This window comes from Photorhabdus tasmaniensis, assembly GCF_011189505.1.
GTDB classification, from domain to species: domain Bacteria; phylum Pseudomonadota; class Gammaproteobacteria; order Enterobacterales; family Enterobacteriaceae; genus Photorhabdus; species Photorhabdus tasmaniensis.
Genome location: NZ_PUJU01000017.1, coordinates 70,428 through 87,473 on the forward strand (window position 1 = coordinate 70,428; position 17,046 = coordinate 87,473).

18 protein-coding genes are annotated in these 17,046 nt (G+C 42.4%); 12 read left to right on the top strand and 6 right to left on the bottom strand.

The features are described from left to right. The 5 genes from C5471_RS10160 (at position 1) to C5471_RS10180 (ending at position 6,619) form a co-directional block, all read left to right on the top strand. Complete coding sequence (locus C5471_RS10160) at positions 1-2,898, top strand: valine--tRNA ligase (RefSeq protein ID WP_133813781.1); 2,898 nt, start codon at positions 1-3, stop codon at positions 2,896-2,898. 363 nt (positions 2,899-3,261) lie between these two features. After that, positions 3,262-4,035: an amino acid ABC transporter substrate-binding protein gene (locus tag C5471_RS10165; RefSeq protein WP_133813782.1), complete on the top strand. Its 774-nt coding sequence runs from the start codon at positions 3,262-3,264 to the stop codon at positions 4,033-4,035. 274 nt (positions 4,036-4,309) lie between these two features. Beyond that, positions 4,310-5,011: an amino acid ABC transporter permease gene (locus C5471_RS10170; RefSeq protein ID WP_133813783.1), complete on the top strand. Its 702-nt coding sequence runs from the start codon at positions 4,310-4,312 to the stop codon at positions 5,009-5,011. Continuing rightward, complete coding sequence (locus C5471_RS10175) at positions 4,989-5,753, top strand: amino acid ABC transporter ATP-binding protein (protein ID WP_133813784.1); 765 nt, start codon at positions 4,989-4,991, stop codon at positions 5,751-5,753. The genes C5471_RS10170 and C5471_RS10175 overlap by 23 nt, the downstream gene beginning before the upstream one ends. Before the next feature lie 92 nt (positions 5,754-5,845). Continuing rightward, positions 5,846-6,619: an amino acid ABC transporter substrate-binding protein gene (locus C5471_RS10180; RefSeq protein ID WP_133813785.1), complete on the top strand. Its 774-nt coding sequence runs from the start codon at positions 5,846-5,848 to the stop codon at positions 6,617-6,619. 42 nt (positions 6,620-6,661) lie between these two features. Here C5471_RS10180 and C5471_RS10185 read toward each other — a convergent pair whose 3' ends face one another. Continuing rightward, positions 6,662-6,892, bottom strand: coding sequence for a hypothetical protein (locus tag C5471_RS10185; protein WP_133813786.1), 231 nt, complete (start codon positions 6,890-6,892; stop codon positions 6,662-6,664). A gap of 387 nt (positions 6,893-7,279) precedes the next feature. Next, complete coding sequence (gene rraB, locus C5471_RS10190; protein WP_133813787.1) at positions 7,280-7,696, bottom strand: ribonuclease E inhibitor RraB; 417 nt, start codon at positions 7,694-7,696, stop codon at positions 7,280-7,282. A 164-nt stretch (positions 7,697-7,860) separates the two neighbouring features. On the opposite strand from rraB, the gene argF reads away from it, so the two are divergent. The 6 genes from argF to nrdG all read left to right on the top strand — a co-directional run bounded on the left by argF (position 7,861) and on the right by nrdG (position 14,776). Continuing rightward, a complete protein-coding gene (argF, locus tag C5471_RS10195; protein WP_133813788.1) occupies positions 7,861-8,877 on the top strand; it encodes an ornithine carbamoyltransferase in 1,017 nt (338 codons plus the stop codon). Between the two features lie 312 nt (positions 8,878-9,189). Next, entirely contained in the window at positions 9,190-10,113 is a 924-nt protein-coding gene (pyrB, locus tag C5471_RS10205; protein ID WP_133813790.1) for an aspartate carbamoyltransferase, read from the top strand. A gap of 842 nt (positions 10,114-10,955) precedes the next feature. After that, entirely contained in the window at positions 10,956-11,420 is a 465-nt protein-coding gene (gene pyrI / locus C5471_RS10210; protein ID WP_133813791.1) for an aspartate carbamoyltransferase regulatory subunit, read from the top strand. A gap of 92 nt (positions 11,421-11,512) precedes the next feature. Then, positions 11,513-11,899, top strand: coding sequence for a 2-iminobutanoate/2-iminopropanoate deaminase (gene ridA, locus C5471_RS10215; RefSeq protein WP_133813792.1), 387 nt, complete (start codon positions 11,513-11,515; stop codon positions 11,897-11,899). A 256-nt stretch (positions 11,900-12,155) separates the two neighbouring features. Continuing rightward, positions 12,156-14,315 carry an anaerobic ribonucleoside-triphosphate reductase gene (nrdD, locus tag C5471_RS10220; protein WP_133813793.1) on the top strand — a complete coding sequence of 720 codons (2,160 nt, stop codon included), beginning with the start codon at positions 12,156-12,158 and terminating at the stop codon, positions 14,313-14,315. After that, positions 14,312-14,776, top strand: a complete 465-nt coding sequence (gene nrdG, locus C5471_RS10225) for an anaerobic ribonucleoside-triphosphate reductase-activating protein (protein ID WP_133813794.1) — start codon at positions 14,312-14,314, stop codon at positions 14,774-14,776. Before nrdD ends, nrdG begins: the two co-directional genes overlap by 4 nt. Positions 14,777-14,778: 2 nt before the next feature. Here the strand turns inward: nrdG and C5471_RS10230 are convergent, their stop codons facing one another. Together C5471_RS10230 and bhsA are read right to left on the bottom strand one after the other, a co-directional pair. Continuing rightward, positions 14,779-15,210 (bottom strand): YhbP family protein, encoded by a 432-nt coding sequence (locus C5471_RS10230; protein ID WP_133813795.1) that lies wholly within the window; start codon positions 15,208-15,210, stop codon positions 14,779-14,781. A gap of 123 nt (positions 15,211-15,333) precedes the next feature. Next, positions 15,334-15,585 carry a multiple stress resistance protein BhsA gene (gene bhsA, locus C5471_RS10235; protein WP_133813796.1) on the bottom strand — a complete coding sequence of 84 codons (252 nt, stop codon included), beginning with the start codon at positions 15,583-15,585 and terminating at the stop codon, positions 15,334-15,336. A gap of 275 nt (positions 15,586-15,860) precedes the next feature. Between bhsA and C5471_RS10240 the strand changes: the two genes are divergently transcribed. Beyond that, entirely contained in the window at positions 15,861-16,175 is a 315-nt protein-coding gene (locus C5471_RS10240; RefSeq protein WP_133813797.1) for a GIY-YIG nuclease family protein, read from the top strand. On the opposite strand, the gene C5471_RS10245 is transcribed toward C5471_RS10240, so the two are convergent. Next, positions 16,144-16,647 carry a GNAT family N-acetyltransferase gene (locus C5471_RS10245; RefSeq protein ID WP_133813798.1) on the bottom strand — a complete coding sequence of 168 codons (504 nt, stop codon included), beginning with the start codon at positions 16,645-16,647 and terminating at the stop codon, positions 16,144-16,146. The two genes, C5471_RS10240 and C5471_RS10245, sit on opposite strands and share 32 nt — an antisense overlap. Beyond that, a complete protein-coding gene (gene ubiT / locus C5471_RS10250; RefSeq protein WP_133813799.1) occupies positions 16,641-16,982 on the bottom strand; it encodes a ubiquinone anaerobic biosynthesis accessory factor UbiT in 342 nt (113 codons plus the stop codon). The genes C5471_RS10245 and ubiT overlap by 7 nt, the downstream gene beginning before the upstream one ends. Positions 16,983-17,046 lie beyond the last annotated feature (64 nt).

The window sequence follows — 17,046 nt, forward strand, 5'->3', positions numbered from 1 at the left end:
ATGGAAAAAACACCCGCTAACCAAACGCAATCAGAGCCATCTCTCGATAAAACTTATAATCCTAAAGAAATTGAGCAGCCTCTTTATACCCATTGGGAGAAAAGTGGTTATTTCAAACCAAACGGCGATACCCGCCGTGAGAGTTTCTGTATTGTTATCCCGCCACCAAATGTGACCGGTAGCCTACATATGGGCCATGCGTTCCAGCAAACCATTATGGATACCATGATCCGTTATCAGCGAATGCAAGGTAAAAACACCTTATGGCAATCCGGTACTGACCATGCCGGTATCGCGACTCAAATGGTGGTTGAGCGAAAAATCGCAGCAGAAGAAGGCAAAACCCGTCACGATTATGGCCGCGACGCTTTTATCGATAAAATCTGGCAATGGAAAGCAGAATCCGGTGGCACAATTACCAATCAGATGCGCCGTCTGGGTAACTCTGTTGACTGGGAACGTGAACGTTTCACTATGGATGTAGGTCTGTCCAACGCGGTAAAAGAAGCCTTTGTCCGTTTGTACAAAGAAAACCTGATTTACCGGGGCAAACGTCTGGTTAACTGGGATCCAAAACTGCACACGGCAATTTCTGATCTGGAAGTTGAGAACCGGGAAGTTAAAGGTTCTATGTGGCACCTGCGTTATCCACTGGCTGACGGCGTAACAACCGCAGAAGGTAAAGATTATCTAGTGGTTGCAACTACCCGGCCTGAAACTATGTTGGGCGATACCGGCGTAGCCGTTAACCCGGAAGATCCGCGTTATAAGGATTTAATCGGCAAAGAGATCATTCTGCCATTGGTTAACCGCCGCATTCCTATTGTCGGTGATGAACACGCGGATATGGAAAAAGGCACCGGTTGCGTGAAAATCACGCCTGCCCATGACTTCAATGACTATGAAGTGGGTAAACGTCATGCTCTGCCAATGATCAATATCATGACACTTGATGGCAATATCCGTAATGAAGCAGAAGTTTTCGATACCAATGGCGAGATTTCTGATGTTTACGGTTCTGATATTCCGGTTGAATACCGGGGCATGGAGCGTTTTGCCGCCCGTAAAACGATGGTTGCTGAGTTTGAAAAACTGGGCCTGTTGGTCGAAATCAAAGCTCATGATTTGACCGTTCCTTATGGCGATCGTGGCGGTGTGGTTATTGAGCCAATGCTGACTGATCAGTGGTATGTCCGTACAGCGCCTCTGGCGAAAGTGGCTATCGAAGCCGTTGAAAATGGCGATATCCAGTTCGTACCTAAGCAGTATGAAAATATGTATTACTCTTGGATGCGTGATATTCAAGACTGGTGCATCTCTCGTCAATTGTGGTGGGGCCACCGTATCCCGGCGTGGTATGACGCTGAAGGTAATGTCTATGTCGGTCGCAACGAAGAAGAAGTCCGTCGTGAAAATAATCTGGGTGCAGATGTCGCCCTAAACCAGGATGAAGATGTACTGGATACTTGGTTCTCTTCCGGTTTGTGGACTTTTTCTACCCTTGGCTGGCCAGAACAAACTAACGCGCTGAAAACTTTCCATCCAACGGACGTGTTGGTAAGTGGCTTTGACATCATCTTCTTCTGGATTGCCCGTATGATCATGATGACCATGCATTTCATTAAAGATGAAAATGGCAAACCTCAGGTTCCATTTAAGACCGTCTACATGACCGGCCTTATCCGGGATGACGAAGGCCAGAAGATGTCCAAATCCAAAGGAAATGTCATTGACCCGCTGGATATGGTTGACGGTATTTCCCTAGAAGACCTGCTGGAAAAACGTACCGGTAATATGATGCAGCCACAACTGGCTGAAAAAATCCGCAAGCGTACAGAAAAGCAATTCCCGGCGGGTATTGAATCTCATGGTACCGATGCCCTGCGCTTTACACTGGCGGCATTGGCTTCTACGGGCCGTGATATCAACTGGGATATGAAACGTCTGCAAGGTTACCGTAATTTCTGTAACAAATTGTGGAACGCCAGCCGTTTTGTGCTGATGAATACAGAAGGTCAGGATTGCGGCCAAAATGGCGGTGAAATGGTGTTGTCACTGGCTGATCGCTGGATCCTGGCTGAATTTAACCAGACAGTAAAAGCCTATCGTGAAGCACTGGATACCTATCGTTTTGATATGGCTGCCAATATTCTTTATGAGTTCACTTGGAACCAGTTCTGTGACTGGTATCTGGAACTGTCTAAACCAGCGATTAACAAAGGTTCAGAAGCAGAAGTTCGTGGTGCCCGTCATACTTTGATTGAAGTTCTGGAAGGATTATTGCGCCTGGCTCATCCTATTATTCCATTTATCACCGAAACCATTTGGCAGCGGGTGAAAATAGTTAAGGGGATTGAAGCAGATACCATTATGCTGCAACCGTTCCCAGAATTTGATCAGGCGAAAGCGGATGAATTGGCACTGACCGATCTGGAATGGATTAAAGAAGCGATCATTGCAGTACGTAATATCCGTGCTGAAATGAACATCGCGCCAGGCAAGCCATTGGAAGTTCTGCTGCGTAATGCCGATGCTGACGCACAACGTCGTGTAGCAGAAAATCTGAATTTTATTCAGGCAATGGGCCGCCTCTCTTCTGTCACTATTCTGTCTGTTGGTGAAGAAGCTCCGGTTTCTGTGACCAAGCTGATTAATGGCGCAGAGGTGTTAATCCCAATGGCGGGCTTAGTCGATAAACAAGCCGAGTTGAGCCGTTTGGATAAAGAGATTGAGAAGCTGGATAAAGAGATTGGCAGCATTGAAGGTAAACTGTCGAATGAAGGCTTTGTCAGCCGCGCGCCCGAAGCCGTTGTGACTAAAGAGCGTGAACGCCTGGCAACCTGTAATGCATCAAAAGAGAAGCTGTTAGCTCAGAAAGAAACCATTGCTGCGCTGTAACATTCTCAACAAGTAAATTTTCATCAAAGCCACTGAAATGCATTGTCAGTGGCTTTTTAATTCAAAACGTAAACGATAAAATTTATAAGAAAGTGTAAATTCATCCCATTCTATATAAACATCATCAAATATATTGAAAATAATAACGTCTATTTCATTAATAAGGACGCGTATAATAAATATTTATTTTATTAATTTTCCACATTTATATATCTAAAATTACAATATGATATAATTTTATTTTATATATAAATCATTAAATTTATCATATTGTATCTGGAATAAAATCACACAAATAAATATATTATTACCAGTAAAACATCAAATTATAATTTAATAACGCTAATAACCCGGAGAAATAAAATGAAAATACTTCTTACTCTCTTACTGGCAAGTACCGTCCAGTTTGGTCTCGTACATTCTGCTAATGCAGAATCAACGTTTGATAAGATTAAATCTACAGGCATATTCAGAATTGCGACGGAAGGGGCTTATCCCCCCTTTACCTATCACGACGCTTCCGGTACTTTGACTGGCTTCGATGTCGATATCGGTCGTGAAATTGCCCATCGGCTGAATGTCAAACCGACATTTATCGAAGGAAAATGGGATGGTCTTATTGCTGGGCTGGATGCCAGACGTTCCGACGCTGTTATTAATCAAATTGCAATTACCCCTGAACGCCAGAAAAAATATGATTTTTCTATTCCCTATATCACATCTCAAGCCGTACTTATCACCAATAAAAATAATAACAGCATAAAAACATTCAGTGACTTGAAAGGTAAAACCTCAGCACATACTCTGACCAACAACTTCGCTCAGATAGCCAGAAATAATGGCGCGGAAATCATCGGCACGAATGGATTTAGCCAAGAAATCGAACTAGTCAGTACCGGCAGAGCCGATGCCACGATCAACGATAGCCTCTCTTATCTGGACTATAAGAAGCACAAGCCAAATGCACCCGTGAAAATTGTTGCGTCTGATCCAAACGCAGGGCAAACAGCAATTTTACTCCGCCAAGGCGAGTCAGAGCTAAAAACAGCTATTGATAAAACAATTGTTGATATCAAAGCTGATGGCACCTATCAGCGTATCTGGGCTCAATACTTTGGCAACCATACTCCCGAATAAGTGAAACATATCTTACTCAAATGCACCCGTTCCCTCGACATTGGATACAAATTCTGACCAGGGAACTTTATCGTTAGTCCAGTTGAATTGAAGAATCAGGAAATATTCTCATCAAACATGAAGTATATTGATTTATACAAATTCTTTGATATATCTAAAATGACAATATGATATAACTTTATTTTATATATATAAACTCCCAGCTTGCCATATGATATTTAAAACAATCTCATAAAAATAAATATATTTTTATATTACACAATAGGGAAAGTATATGGAGCCCTCCTGGTTTAATTTAGTACTCGATTCTTTTTGGCCTATGCTTTATGCGGGCTTTACTTTCACTATTCCACTGACGCTTATTACCTTTACTCTTGGTATTATACTTGGGTTTATCGTTGCACTCATCCGGCTTTACGGGCCAAAACCTCTTATTGCTGTCGCTAAATTCTACGTATGGCTGATCCGTGGTACACCGTTACTTGTACAATTGTTTCTTATTTTTTATGCCTTACCCAGCGTCGGTATTACGCTGGGCGCATTTACCTCAGCCATTATTGGTTTCACTCTGAATGTTGGCGCCTATACATCTGAGGTGATTCGCGCCACTTTATTGTCTGTACCAAAAGGGCAGTGGGAAGCGGCTTATTCTATTGGTATGAGCTGGACACAATCATTACGCCGGATCATTCTGCCTCAAGCCGCGAGAATCGCTATTCCGCCACTCTCAAATACATTTATTTCACTGGTGAAAGATACTTCATTGGCCTCAGTCATTACCGTACCGGAACTTTTCCTTGCTGCGCAACGTATTGCTGCGGTGACTTATCAACCCCTCATACTTTATACCGAGGCAGCAATACTTTATCTGATAATCAGTTCAGTATTGTCATCACTACAAGCCCGTCTGGAAAAGAAGTTTTCGCAACAGAGTGATATAAAGGAATTAAAAGATGATTCAGCTCTCCGGCATTGAAAAAAGTTTTGACGGGCAAAAGGTCCTGAAAAATATCGATCTGACCATTGAGGAAGGCAGTCTTACCGCCCTGATTGGCCCATCAGGAAGTGGTAAAAGTACGCTGTTACGCTGCATCAACTTATTAGAAATTCCCCAAGCAGGTAAGCTCCAAATCGGCAATGAGAACATGACTTTCATCGGTAAAGAGCGCATTGCTCATAAGGATATACAACGGATCCGTCAGCAAACCGGCATGGTATTTCAAAATTTTCAGCTTTTCCCTCATCTCACAGTGATTGAAAACATTATGGAAGGGCTTATTTGGGTACAGAAATGGTCGCCTGAAAAGGCTAAAAAGCGAGCACTTGAGCTACTGGAAAAGGTTGGTATGTCACACAAAGCCGATGTCTTGCCTGCCACGCTATCCGGTGGTCAGCAACAGCGTGTAGCAATTGCCAGGGCGCTGGCACCTTCCCCCAAAGTGTTATTATGTGATGAGCCAACTTCCGCACTTGATCCGGAATTATCGCTGGAAGTGGTTGCTGTATTGAAACAGTTGGCTAAAGAAGGAACGACGATGTTGATGGCGACACACGATTTACGTCTGGCAGCTAATCTTGCCTACAACGTCATATTTTTAGAATCTGGTGAAATTGTCGAATCGGGGACGTCAAAAACGATTTTTACCCGTGCTCTCAAGCCGCGGACAGTTGAATTTGTTTCCACTTTAACGAATACCTTACCGGATTGGGAGATATAACCCACCGTTAAAAACACCTTGCCGTAATTGCGCTTTGAATCCATCAAGTCAATTACGATTAAATAAATTTTCTGACAGTTTGGAGAAATAAAATGAAAGCATTCCTTACCGTATTATTGGCTGGCGTCATTCAATTTGGCATTGCCTATTCTGCTAGTGCAGAGTCTGGTCTTGATAATATAAAATCAGCCGGCGTGTTTAGAATCGCTACCGAAGGAACCTATCCGCCCTTTACCTATCACAATGCTTCAGGAACCTTAACCGGCTTTGATGTTGATATTGGTCGTGAAATCGCACGCCGTCTGAATGTTAAAGCGGAATTCGCCGAAGGAAAATGGGATGGGCTGATTGCCGGACTTGATGCCAAACGCTATGACGCGGTAATTAATCAAGTCGCAATTACGCCAGAGCGTAAAAAGAAATATGACTTTTCCGCTCCGTATATTATCTCTAAAGCCGTACTTATCACCCGCAAAAATAATGATAGTATTAAAACGTTCAACGACCTGAAAGGTAAAACATCAAGCCACAGCTTGACCAGCAATTACGCTCAGTTAGCAAAACGTCACGGCGCAGAAATCGTCCCCACAGAAGGATTTAATCAGTCAATTGATTTGGTTGCTACAGGCAGAGCCGATGCTACTATCAACGATAATCTATCCTATCTGGATTTTAAGAAACACAAACCCAATGCACCGGTAAAAGTTGTCGCAACTGAACCCAATGGTGATCAAGTCGGTATTCTAATCCGGAAAGGCGAACCAGAACTACAAGCTGCTATCGATAAAGCGTTAGCCGATATCAAAGCGGATGGCACTTATCTACGCATTTCTACTCAATATTTCGGCACCGACGTTTCCAAGTAAGAAAATAACTGCCTCTTCTTTCAAGAGGTGGTTTTCTCTTAATTAAATTATGTTAAATTTCACCACTTGTTTACCCTCTTTATCCTTACCCTTATGAGACTTAACTTGATCCTTATTAGGTGGATTTAAATAATCTTGGAAAACCCAAATATCACCTACCCACTCAGAATTACTGTTAATAGTATGAGTCTTATTATTATCCTCACCGACTATAACAAAAATTTCCCTAGAGGCATTATTAATAACGTCCTTAATGTTAGTTACTTTAGCCATTTGAAACACCTTGTTAAATCAATATTATTTCCCTAGGATAATTAATTAAAACCCTCTATCTCACATTATCAATTCAATATCTGGCTACAAATCTGCAATATCATAGATATAATTGAAGACATTTAACAAGTAATAAACTCAATATATATCTTAGAATAATTTTAAATTTAATTTCGTTCAATAAGAATTAAAAAGGGAAATTACCGAAGCAAATCAAATCAGGAAAGGAACTTTTCTTTCAACAGTCAGAGAACACGGGTCTGATAAAATAATCCACTAAAATACAATAGTCCTTATTCGCAAAAACCTATAAGGACTATTTTGTTTTGAATCACATGCATCAGCCACGACCAAGGCTAATACAAGATTTATAACGAACTGATTTTATTAATGAAGTCTAGTCTCACCCTGCTCTGGCAAATCATCTTCACCCTCTTCATCTTGCTCATCAGGATCTTCGAAATAAGTGCCCCAACCGTCATAATTGACACCCATCTTCTGGGCCAAATTTACCAGTTGTTCAACCTGAGCATCGATCAATTCAGCATTCAACCCACATTCGCTGATGACATCACAACACATCAGAATAGAACCATCTTCGATTTCCAACTCTTCCGCGTCAGTCACTTCATAACCCAGCTTAAAAGCTTCAACTGCCGCCTTTTCCAACAGATTAAAATCTTCCGCAGAAAAGTGGTGTTCAATGGCATAAAGCGCATCTGGATCACTACCATCTTCCAGTAATTCTTCAATAATAAGGCGCGTTTCTTCGCGTTGTTCTTCTAAGTCTTTTTGATTTGCCATACCCAATACCCTCAATCAGTTGGCCGTCCCAACATTCATTCTCCCACACCACAAGCAGGCTAACCACTGTTTACATCAAAGAAATCTAATTCGGAGTTGAAATTGAATTTTTATAGATATAAATTGAATTTAAATGCAAGAAATAACTGTGGAGATATCCAACAATGAATCCATTCTATCAACGTAATTTCTTAAGGTTACTTGATTTTTCCTCAGCAGAAATCCATATCTTCCTAAAACTGGCGGCTGAATTAAAATCGACTAAAAAATCCGGCACAGAAAGAGCCTGGCTAACAGGTAAAAATATTGTGCTAATTTTTGAAAAAGACTCCACTCGCACCCGCTGTTCATTTGAAGTAGCCGCTTACGATCAGGGGGCAAATATCACCTACCTTGGCTCCAGTGGCAGCCAGATTGGTCATAAAGAATCAATTAAGGATACCGCCCGTATACTTGGCCGCATGTATGATGGCATTCAATATCGCGGCCATGCTCAGAAAGTGGTTGAAGCCCTGGCAGAATATGCAGATGTTCCTGTATGGAATGGGCTGACGGATGAGTTTCACCCTACTCAGTTACTGGCAGATTTGCTGACTATTCAGGAGTATCAACCAGAGAAACCGCTGTCAGAAATCAAATTCGCCTACTTGGGGGATGCCCGTAACAATATGGGTAATACCATGTTGGAAGCCGCAGCATTGACAGGCATGGATGTTCGGCTAATTGCGCCTGAACAGTACTGGCCAGATGCAGTACTGGTTGCTGAATGTCAGAAACTGGCCGAAAAAACAGGCGGGAAAATTACGCTAACTGAAAATGTCGCAGAGGGAGTTAAAGACGCTGATTTTCTTTATACCGATGTCTGGGTTTCTATGGGAGAGCCAAAAGAAGTTTGGCAACAACGGGTTAACCTGTTGAAACCTTATCAAGTGAATATGGCTGTGGTGAAAATGACAGGCAACCCACAGGTAAAATTCCTGCACTGCCTGCCCGCATTCCATGATGAAGAAACGACGTTAGGCAAGCAACTCGCCGCTGAATTTAATATGTATGGGGGGCTGGAAGTCACTAATGAAGTTTTTGAGTCAAAACATAGTATTGTGTTCGATCAGGCAGAAAATCGCCTGCATACCATTAAAGCGGTAATGGTAGCAACACTGGCAAGTGATCTTAAAATCTAATGACTTATGATATCCGCAGGGCTGTACCTGTAAAGAGGTAATCCTGTCTATATCATTTTTCTTCGGCAAACGCTTGCTGTGAGATTTTTCACGAGTATAATTCGCCACAATTTGCCGGGAGAAATTATGAAAAACAGCGCCTCTTTTCATCAAGCTAAAGTGCGGGTGCAACTGCCTAAAGGCAGCCAACAATCATTATTTTTGCCGTTGCTAAACCGATCATTTACTGCCCCTCAGTGAGGGGCTTTTTTTTGCCTGGTGATCATCAAGTGATCACCGCACCCGGATGTCAGCATTAGAGGAGAGTGAAAAATGGCTAATCCGTTATATCGCAAACATATCATCTCAATAAATGATCTGAGCCGCGAAGATCTGGAATGGGTGTTGCGGACCGCTGCCACACTGAAAGCCAGACCACAACCTGAATTGCTGAAACACAAGGTTATCGCCAGCTGTTTCTTTGAAGCCTCTACCCGTACCCGCCTCTCTTTTGAAACCGCAATCCACCGCCTTGGCGCTTCCGTGGTTGGTTTCTCAGACAGCAGCAACACCTCCCTGGGTAAGAAAGGTGAAACGCTGGCAGATACTATCTCCGTTATTAGCCAATATGTTGACGCTATCGTGATGCGCCACCCGCAGGAAGGTGCTCCACGCCTGGCTTCCGAATTTTCCGGTCATACTCCGATTATCAATGCCGGTGACGGCGCTAACCAACATCCAACTCAAACCTTGCTGGATCTGTTCACTATTCAAGAAACTCAACAACGGCTGGATAGTCTGAATATCGCTATGGTTGGTGACCTGAAATATGGACGCACGGTTCATTCACTGTCACAAGCGTTAGCAAAATTTAATGGCAACCATTTTTATTTTATCGCGCCGGAAGCATTGGCAATGCCAAATCATATTCTTCATATGCTGAATGAAAAAGGGGCAACTTACAGCCTGCATACCAATATAGAAGAAGTCTTGCCGGAACTCGACATTCTTTATATGACTCGCGTGCAAAAAGAGCGCCTTGATCCATCCGAATACGCCAATGTAAAAGCGCAATTTGTTCTGCGGGCCGCTGATCTGATGGGCGCGAAAGAGAACCTCAAAATTTTGCATCCATTGCCACGTATTGATGAAATTTCTGCTGATGTGGATAAAACCCCCCATGCCTATTATTTCCAACAGGCAGAAAATGGTATTTATGCCCGTCAGGCACTACTGTCTCTCGTTCTAAATGAGTGATTAAAGAAAATTGTTATTATTTACTTTTGACATGACGCCATACTTATGTATATGATTGAATATTAGGTCTATTTATTCACCTTCGAAAGTGAACTCAGATAATAAACCAGTAAATTTAGAAGTTCAGTTAACACATATTTTACACCTCACTGGATACTGCCTCATGATAGAGGCGTATCGTCAGCGGTCAAAAATCAACCAATGGCATTAAAACGAATAATGATTTTTCCGGGATAATTGGGATTTATTTTATTAGCTATTACGTAGTTAGATTCTTAAAACATTGTTTAGAAAAAATAGGAGTTCAATGGAATAATTCCAAGATCAATATCCCTTAGAAGGGAATGTACCAAGATATTAGGATTTCTCAGAGAACAAACCAACTCATGAATAAGGGACTGCCTTCATACTTTTATCAACGGCAGGATCAGTAATCTCTCGTTAAAGGTACACTAACAATTGCCCATAAGTTTAATTTATATGATATTTGTGGCCTTTAAAGCCACAAATCGTGGAATATACAAACTAATTCAGCCAATTACTGGGCAATGTTACTTTGAGTTTTTCCACAGAGGCGGCCCATTTCTCTGGGTTCTTTTCCTTCAATTGTCGGAGGTTAGCTTGTTTCCAACGTATAGCTGGCAGTGGATACGAATATCTTCTTCTCCCAGGTCCCACAACTTTTCGGCATAATAGTCGTAGAATGACACTCAATTACCTGCGTCTTATCTGGATAAACAGGATGGCACCACCTAAAATGGAAGATGTGCCGATTCTTAACAATATATCTGGAGGATGAATACAGAAATAGTTGTCAATAAAATGTATTCATACAGAACACTATGACCCAAGATCATCAACTACAAGTCGAAGCCATTAAATGCGGTACGGTGATTGACCATATCCCAGCTCAGGTAGGTTTCAAGTTACTCTCTCTATTTAAGCTGACTAAAACCGATCAGCGCATTACCATCGGCCTGAACCTGCCTTCCAACCAGTTAGGTAAAAAAGATCTCATCAAAATCGAAAACACATTTCTAACAGAACAACAGGCTAATCAGCTTGCTATGTATGCGCCACATGCAACAGTGAACTGTATTGAAGACTATGAAGTTGTGAAGAAACTGCCAATTAACCTGCCTGAGCGTATTGATAGCGTGTTAGTCTGTCCTAATAGCAATTGCATCAGCCACAATGAGCCGGTAGAAAGCAGTTTTCGGGTCAAAGTCACATTTGAAGATGTGGTATTGACCTGCAAATACTGCGAGAAAGAGTTTGATCGCAATGTGGTGATACTCAGCAAGTAAATATCTATGCCAGTTGCTGAGGCAGGTACGGGCACTATAATAGTCACCTTTGGTGAAATATTTATTCAGTTATTACATTAACAGGAGAACCTATGTCATACGAGATTAATACCGAGAAAGCCCCTGCTGCAATTGGCCCATATGTTCAGGGTGTTGATCTGGGCAGTATGGTAATCACTTCCGGTCAGATTCCAGTCAATCCAGCAACAGGTGATGTCGCAGAAGATATCGCTGCCCAAGCTCGTCAATCACTGGAAAACGTTAAAGCTATCGTTGAGAAAGCAGGTCTGACTGTCGGCGATATCGTTAAAACAACTGTTTTCGTTAAAGATCTGAATGATTTCGGCACTGTTAACGCGACTTATGAAGCATTCTTCAAAGAACACAATGCCGCTTTCCCAGCACGTTCCTGTGTTGAAGTAGCCCGTCTGCCAAAAGACGTTAAAATCGAAATCGAAGCTATCGCAGTGCGTAAATAATCCCTATTCCATTTCCTATCAACCCTTGGTCAGTTCACCCACTGACCAAGGTTTTTTTATTTTTTCCCATCTCCCAGATATAGCTTCCTGTTCTTTGTGTTAGATCAAATCAGGTCGTTATTATTTCACTTTAACTTACTACATATTGTGCTTAAATATAAAAATACAAACCATATATAGCATCACCTCTATTTAAGCTGAATATCAAAACGAGAATGGATTATATCTTTGGATAACATTCTCAAGGAGTTATAGTGTGAAAACTGTTGTGATAAAACGAGATGGTCGTCAGGTACCATTTGATGAAATCCGTATCAGAAATGCGGTAAAACAGGCTGCTTCTGCCGCTGGAGTCATAGATGATGAGTACTGTGCCCAAGTGGCATCCACAGTAACGCAATTAATGGCTGACGATAGACAAGTTGATATACGAAATATTCAGCACGCAGTAGAAAACCAATTGATGGCAGGCAACTATAAGCACCTTGCCCGCCTCTATATTGAATATCGTCATGACAGGGATCTTGCCCGGGGATCACGCAGTCGCCTTAATCAGGAAATCCGTGGTTTAGTTGAACAGAGCAACATCTCCCTGCTCAATGAGAACGCGAATAAAAACAGTAAAGTTATTCCAACCCAACGCGATCTGCTGGCAGGAATTGCTGCCAAGCATTATGCCAAACAGCACATGCTGCCGCGTGACGTGGTTCTGGCTCATGAAAGAGGTGAAATCCACTATCACGATTTGGATTATTCACCCTTTTTCCCGATGTTCAACTGTATGCTGATCGACCTGAAAGGCATGTTGACCAACGGGTTCAAGATGGGTAATGCTGAAATAGAGCCACCCAAATCCATTGCAACCGCAACAGCGGTAACTGCTCAAATTATTGCCCAGGTTGCCAGCCATATTTATGGTGGTACTACGATTAACGGTATAGATGAAGTCTTGGCACCATTCGTTAAAGCCAGCTATGACAAACATTTGGCCGTTGCTAAAGAATGGGATATTGCCGATAAAGAATCTTACGCGAAAGCACGAACAGAAAAAGAGTGTTACGACGCTTTCCAGTCACTGGAATATGAAGTTAATACACTGCACACCGCCAACGGACAGACACCTTTTGTCACTTTTGGCTTTGGTCTGGGCACTTCAAAAGAGTGCCGCCTAATCCAACAATCTATTCTGCGTAACCGTATCGCCGGGTTGGGCAAGAACCACAAAACAGCGGTATTCCCCAAACTGGTATTTGCTATCCGTGATGGCCTGAATCATAAATTTGGTGACCCCAACTACGATATCAAACAACTGGCGCTAAAATGTGCCAGCAAGCGAATGTATCCTGATATTCTTAACTACGATCAGGTTGTTAAAGTCACGGGTTCCTTTAAAACCCCAATGGGTTGCCGCAGTTTCCTCGGTGTTTATGAAGAAAATGGTGAGCAAATTCATGAAGGTCGCAATAACTTGGGGGTTATCAGTTTAAACCTGCCTCGGATTGCTATCGAGGCCAAACGAGATGAAAAACATTTTTGGCGATTGCTGGATAAGCGTCTGGCACTGGCAAAACAAGCATTGCTGACCCGTATTGCCCGTCTGGAAGGTGTCAAAGCACAGGTTGCACCAATCCTTTATATGGAAGGTGCTTGCGGGATTCGCCTGCAAGCCAATGATAATATTGCTGAAATCTTTAAACATGGCCGGGCTTCTATCTCTCTGGGCTATATTGGCATTCATGAAACCATTAACGCATTATATGGCAATCGGGCTCATCTATTTGATGACCAACAATTACGCATCAAAGCGCTCTCAATTGTTAACCATCTGCGAAAAGCCACTGATCAATGGAAAAAAGAGACAGGTTATGGTTTCAGCCTGTATAGCACACCCAGTGAAAACCTGTGTGATCGTTTCTGCCGCCTTGATGCCGCTGAATTTGGTGTTATCGACGGGGTAACAGACAAAGGCTATTACACCAACAGTTTCCATCTTGACGTTGAAAAGAAGGTCAATCCTTACGACAAACTGGATTTTGAAGCCTCTTATCCACCACTGGCAAACGGCGGTTTTATCTGTTACGGCGAATATCCCAATCTGCAACATAATTTAAAAGCACTGGAAGATGTCTGGGATTACAGCTACTTACACACCCCCTATTATGGGACCAATACCCCCATTGACGAATGCTATGACTGCGGATTTACCGGTGAATTTTCCTGCGCCAGTAAAGGATTTACCTGCCCCCGTTGCGGCAATCATGCTTCCTCCAGGGTATCTGTAACCCGCCGCGTCTGCGGTTATCTGGGAAGCCCTGACTCCCGCCCATTCAATGCAGGCAAGCAAGAAGAGGTGAAACGCAGAGTAAAACATCTGACAAATGGACAATTAGATGCATTCAGGCAGGCTAAAAAATGAATTACCACCAATATTACCCGGTTGATGTGGTTAACGGTCCCGGAACTCGCTGTACACTGTTTGTCGCAGGATGTGAGCACCAATGCCCCGGTTGCTATAACAAAAGCACCTGGCGAACAAATTCCGGCCAACTATTTACACAGGAAATGGCAGACCATATTGTCGCCGATTTACAGGATAACCGCATTAAACGGCAAGGGTTGTCCCTGTCTGGCGGCGATCCGCTTCATCCACACAACATATCTGTGATCCTGAAACTGGTAAAACGCGTCAAGGCAGAGTGCCCTGAAAAGGATATCTGGCTGTGGACTGGCTATTTGCTAAGTGAGCTCAGCAAAGCCCAACAGGAAGTTGTCCGCTATATTAATGTGCTGATAGATGGCAAGTTTATCCAGAATCTTTATGATCCCGGCTTATTATGGCGCGGCAGCCGCAACCAGATTATTCATCAACTGAGATAATTTTATCGCTGCCAGCAGATTTTCTTACCAAATCCCAGCGTGTTATCAGTCATTTTTATTTCACTGAGATCCAGCTGCCAAACCGGTGTTTTAGCCGCCATCGCCACAGGAAAACGGCGGCAATAACGTGCTCTGGCCGCTTTATCTTCTTCTCCTGCCAAACAAATGACACTCCCTTTGAACTGAATACCTTTTATCTGCGCGATATTACGTATCTGCCCGGCAACAGTCCCTGCCACCTGTGAGTTTATTTGCATCATTTCACCATGACGGGTATGGGATTCAGTCATAAACCAAAAGGCTATTTTCTCGGCATCGAAAACATAGAAACAACTTGCACACCAGATATCATTTTCTGTTGTTGTGCAAAGCGTGAAGACGTGCTGTCTTGCGAGGTATTGACGGATAATCTGAAAGTTTTCAGTAGTATTCACACTCCCTCCAATGGGGGGATTTTATTAGTCTGGAAACCCAGAACCACGCCGGGATAAACATCATCCTGCGGCGTGTTCTGACATCTCCCGACAAAGTCAGGGTTCAGTGTGTTCTACTATAAATTAGCTATAGATTTCAGCAACACCTGACAATTGATTCTTACCGCTAGTAGATATAATGCGGAAAGAAGATGCACCAGCTTTGTCAGCTTTTTTGGACAATTCAGCACTCAAACTTTCCAAGGTATCAGCACCGGTTACAGAAACCACGCCAACCTTGGCAGATGAAGTAGTTTGAACTTCTGTTGCGGCCATACTGCCAAAAGAGATAGCACTTAAAGTCAAAACAGCAGCGATATATTTTACGTTTTTCATAACATGATCCTTGATCAATTTTTAATGGAATGAGTTACTCTCTGTGATGTGGATCATAGTATGCTCTAACGACCAGAATAAAAATTAGCAATTATTGCTATTTTATTTCAATTTTTTTGAACAAAAAATACGATATATAGGAATTTGATATGTAACAAATTTTAATAAAACTGTTATATTATAATGACTTAAACTAAGTTATTTGGAAAAATAATATAGAAAAAACGTCTTAATAAAAGATAAATATCAAAAATAAAAAATTAAGAAAAAGTTATATGGCTAAAAATCAATGGGTTCTTTACTTGCTGAAAACGAAAGCAGGGATGCTGTACACCGGGATAACGACAGATATCAACCGCCGTTTTGCGCAACATGCAAATGGTAAAGGAGCAAAAGCACTGAGAGGGAAAGGACCATTACAGTTGGTTTTCAGCAGTTATGCCGGAGACAGATCCCGTGCCTCACAACTGGAATATCAGGTAAAGCAATTGAGTAAACAACAAAAAGAGAGGCTGGTTATTTGCCAGCCCATCTGTATAGCAAAATATTTGACATCAATCAGAAACGGTCAAAATGGGGAGAATAAGTAACCAGCCCAGTATAATCAGCCAAGGAACTGTCAGCTAATTCATATACCTGAAAATAGGGTTCACATGTTGGCCACTTACACTGTAACTGGTGCTCACTGGCAAGCGTAAAACCAAACCGGCGATAATAGAGTGGATCACCTAAAACAACGACTACGCCGTAACCAAATTCATTCAGGCTATCCAAACCTTCATAAATGAGTCTTTCACCAATCCCTTGCCGACGATATTCTTCAGCAACCGCTAACGGCGCTAAACCAACCCATTGGCGATCCTCTCCATTAATATCTACCGGACTGAATGCCACATAACCAATGACCTGACCTTCTTCATCCGTAGCAACCATACCCAACGTGAGTAATCCATCTTCCCGCAATTGCTGTACCAATTCCGCTTCTGCCGGAGTATCAAAAGATCCCCGCAGCAACTGATCTATTCCTGCTGCATCTACTGGAATTTCTACCCTGATCAACATGATAATCGCGCATGTTCTGCGCCCTCCGGCAAACTGACTTTAATAAACGCAACCAATCGCAATAAACCGGTACGAAAAACAGCAGGCATAAATTTCAGTGCTATCGCATCCACCCAATTTCTAACATACAACCCTGATTCTGTATCCTCTGCAATACACAAACGACACAGGAAAGACAAAATATCCCGCTTTTCTTTGTGGGCAACGATTAAAATCAGACTATTGGCTTCGCCGATGAAATTAACCTCTTTCTGCTTATGCTGGCTGACAACTAAATGATTATCACGGACAGTAGTAAACCAGCGCAGATTAAGATCGCGGATTTTTCCTAACACAGCTCAAACTCCTTACTTGATAAAGTAGCATAGCTATTCAACCAGAATATATCGGTATTTCTCC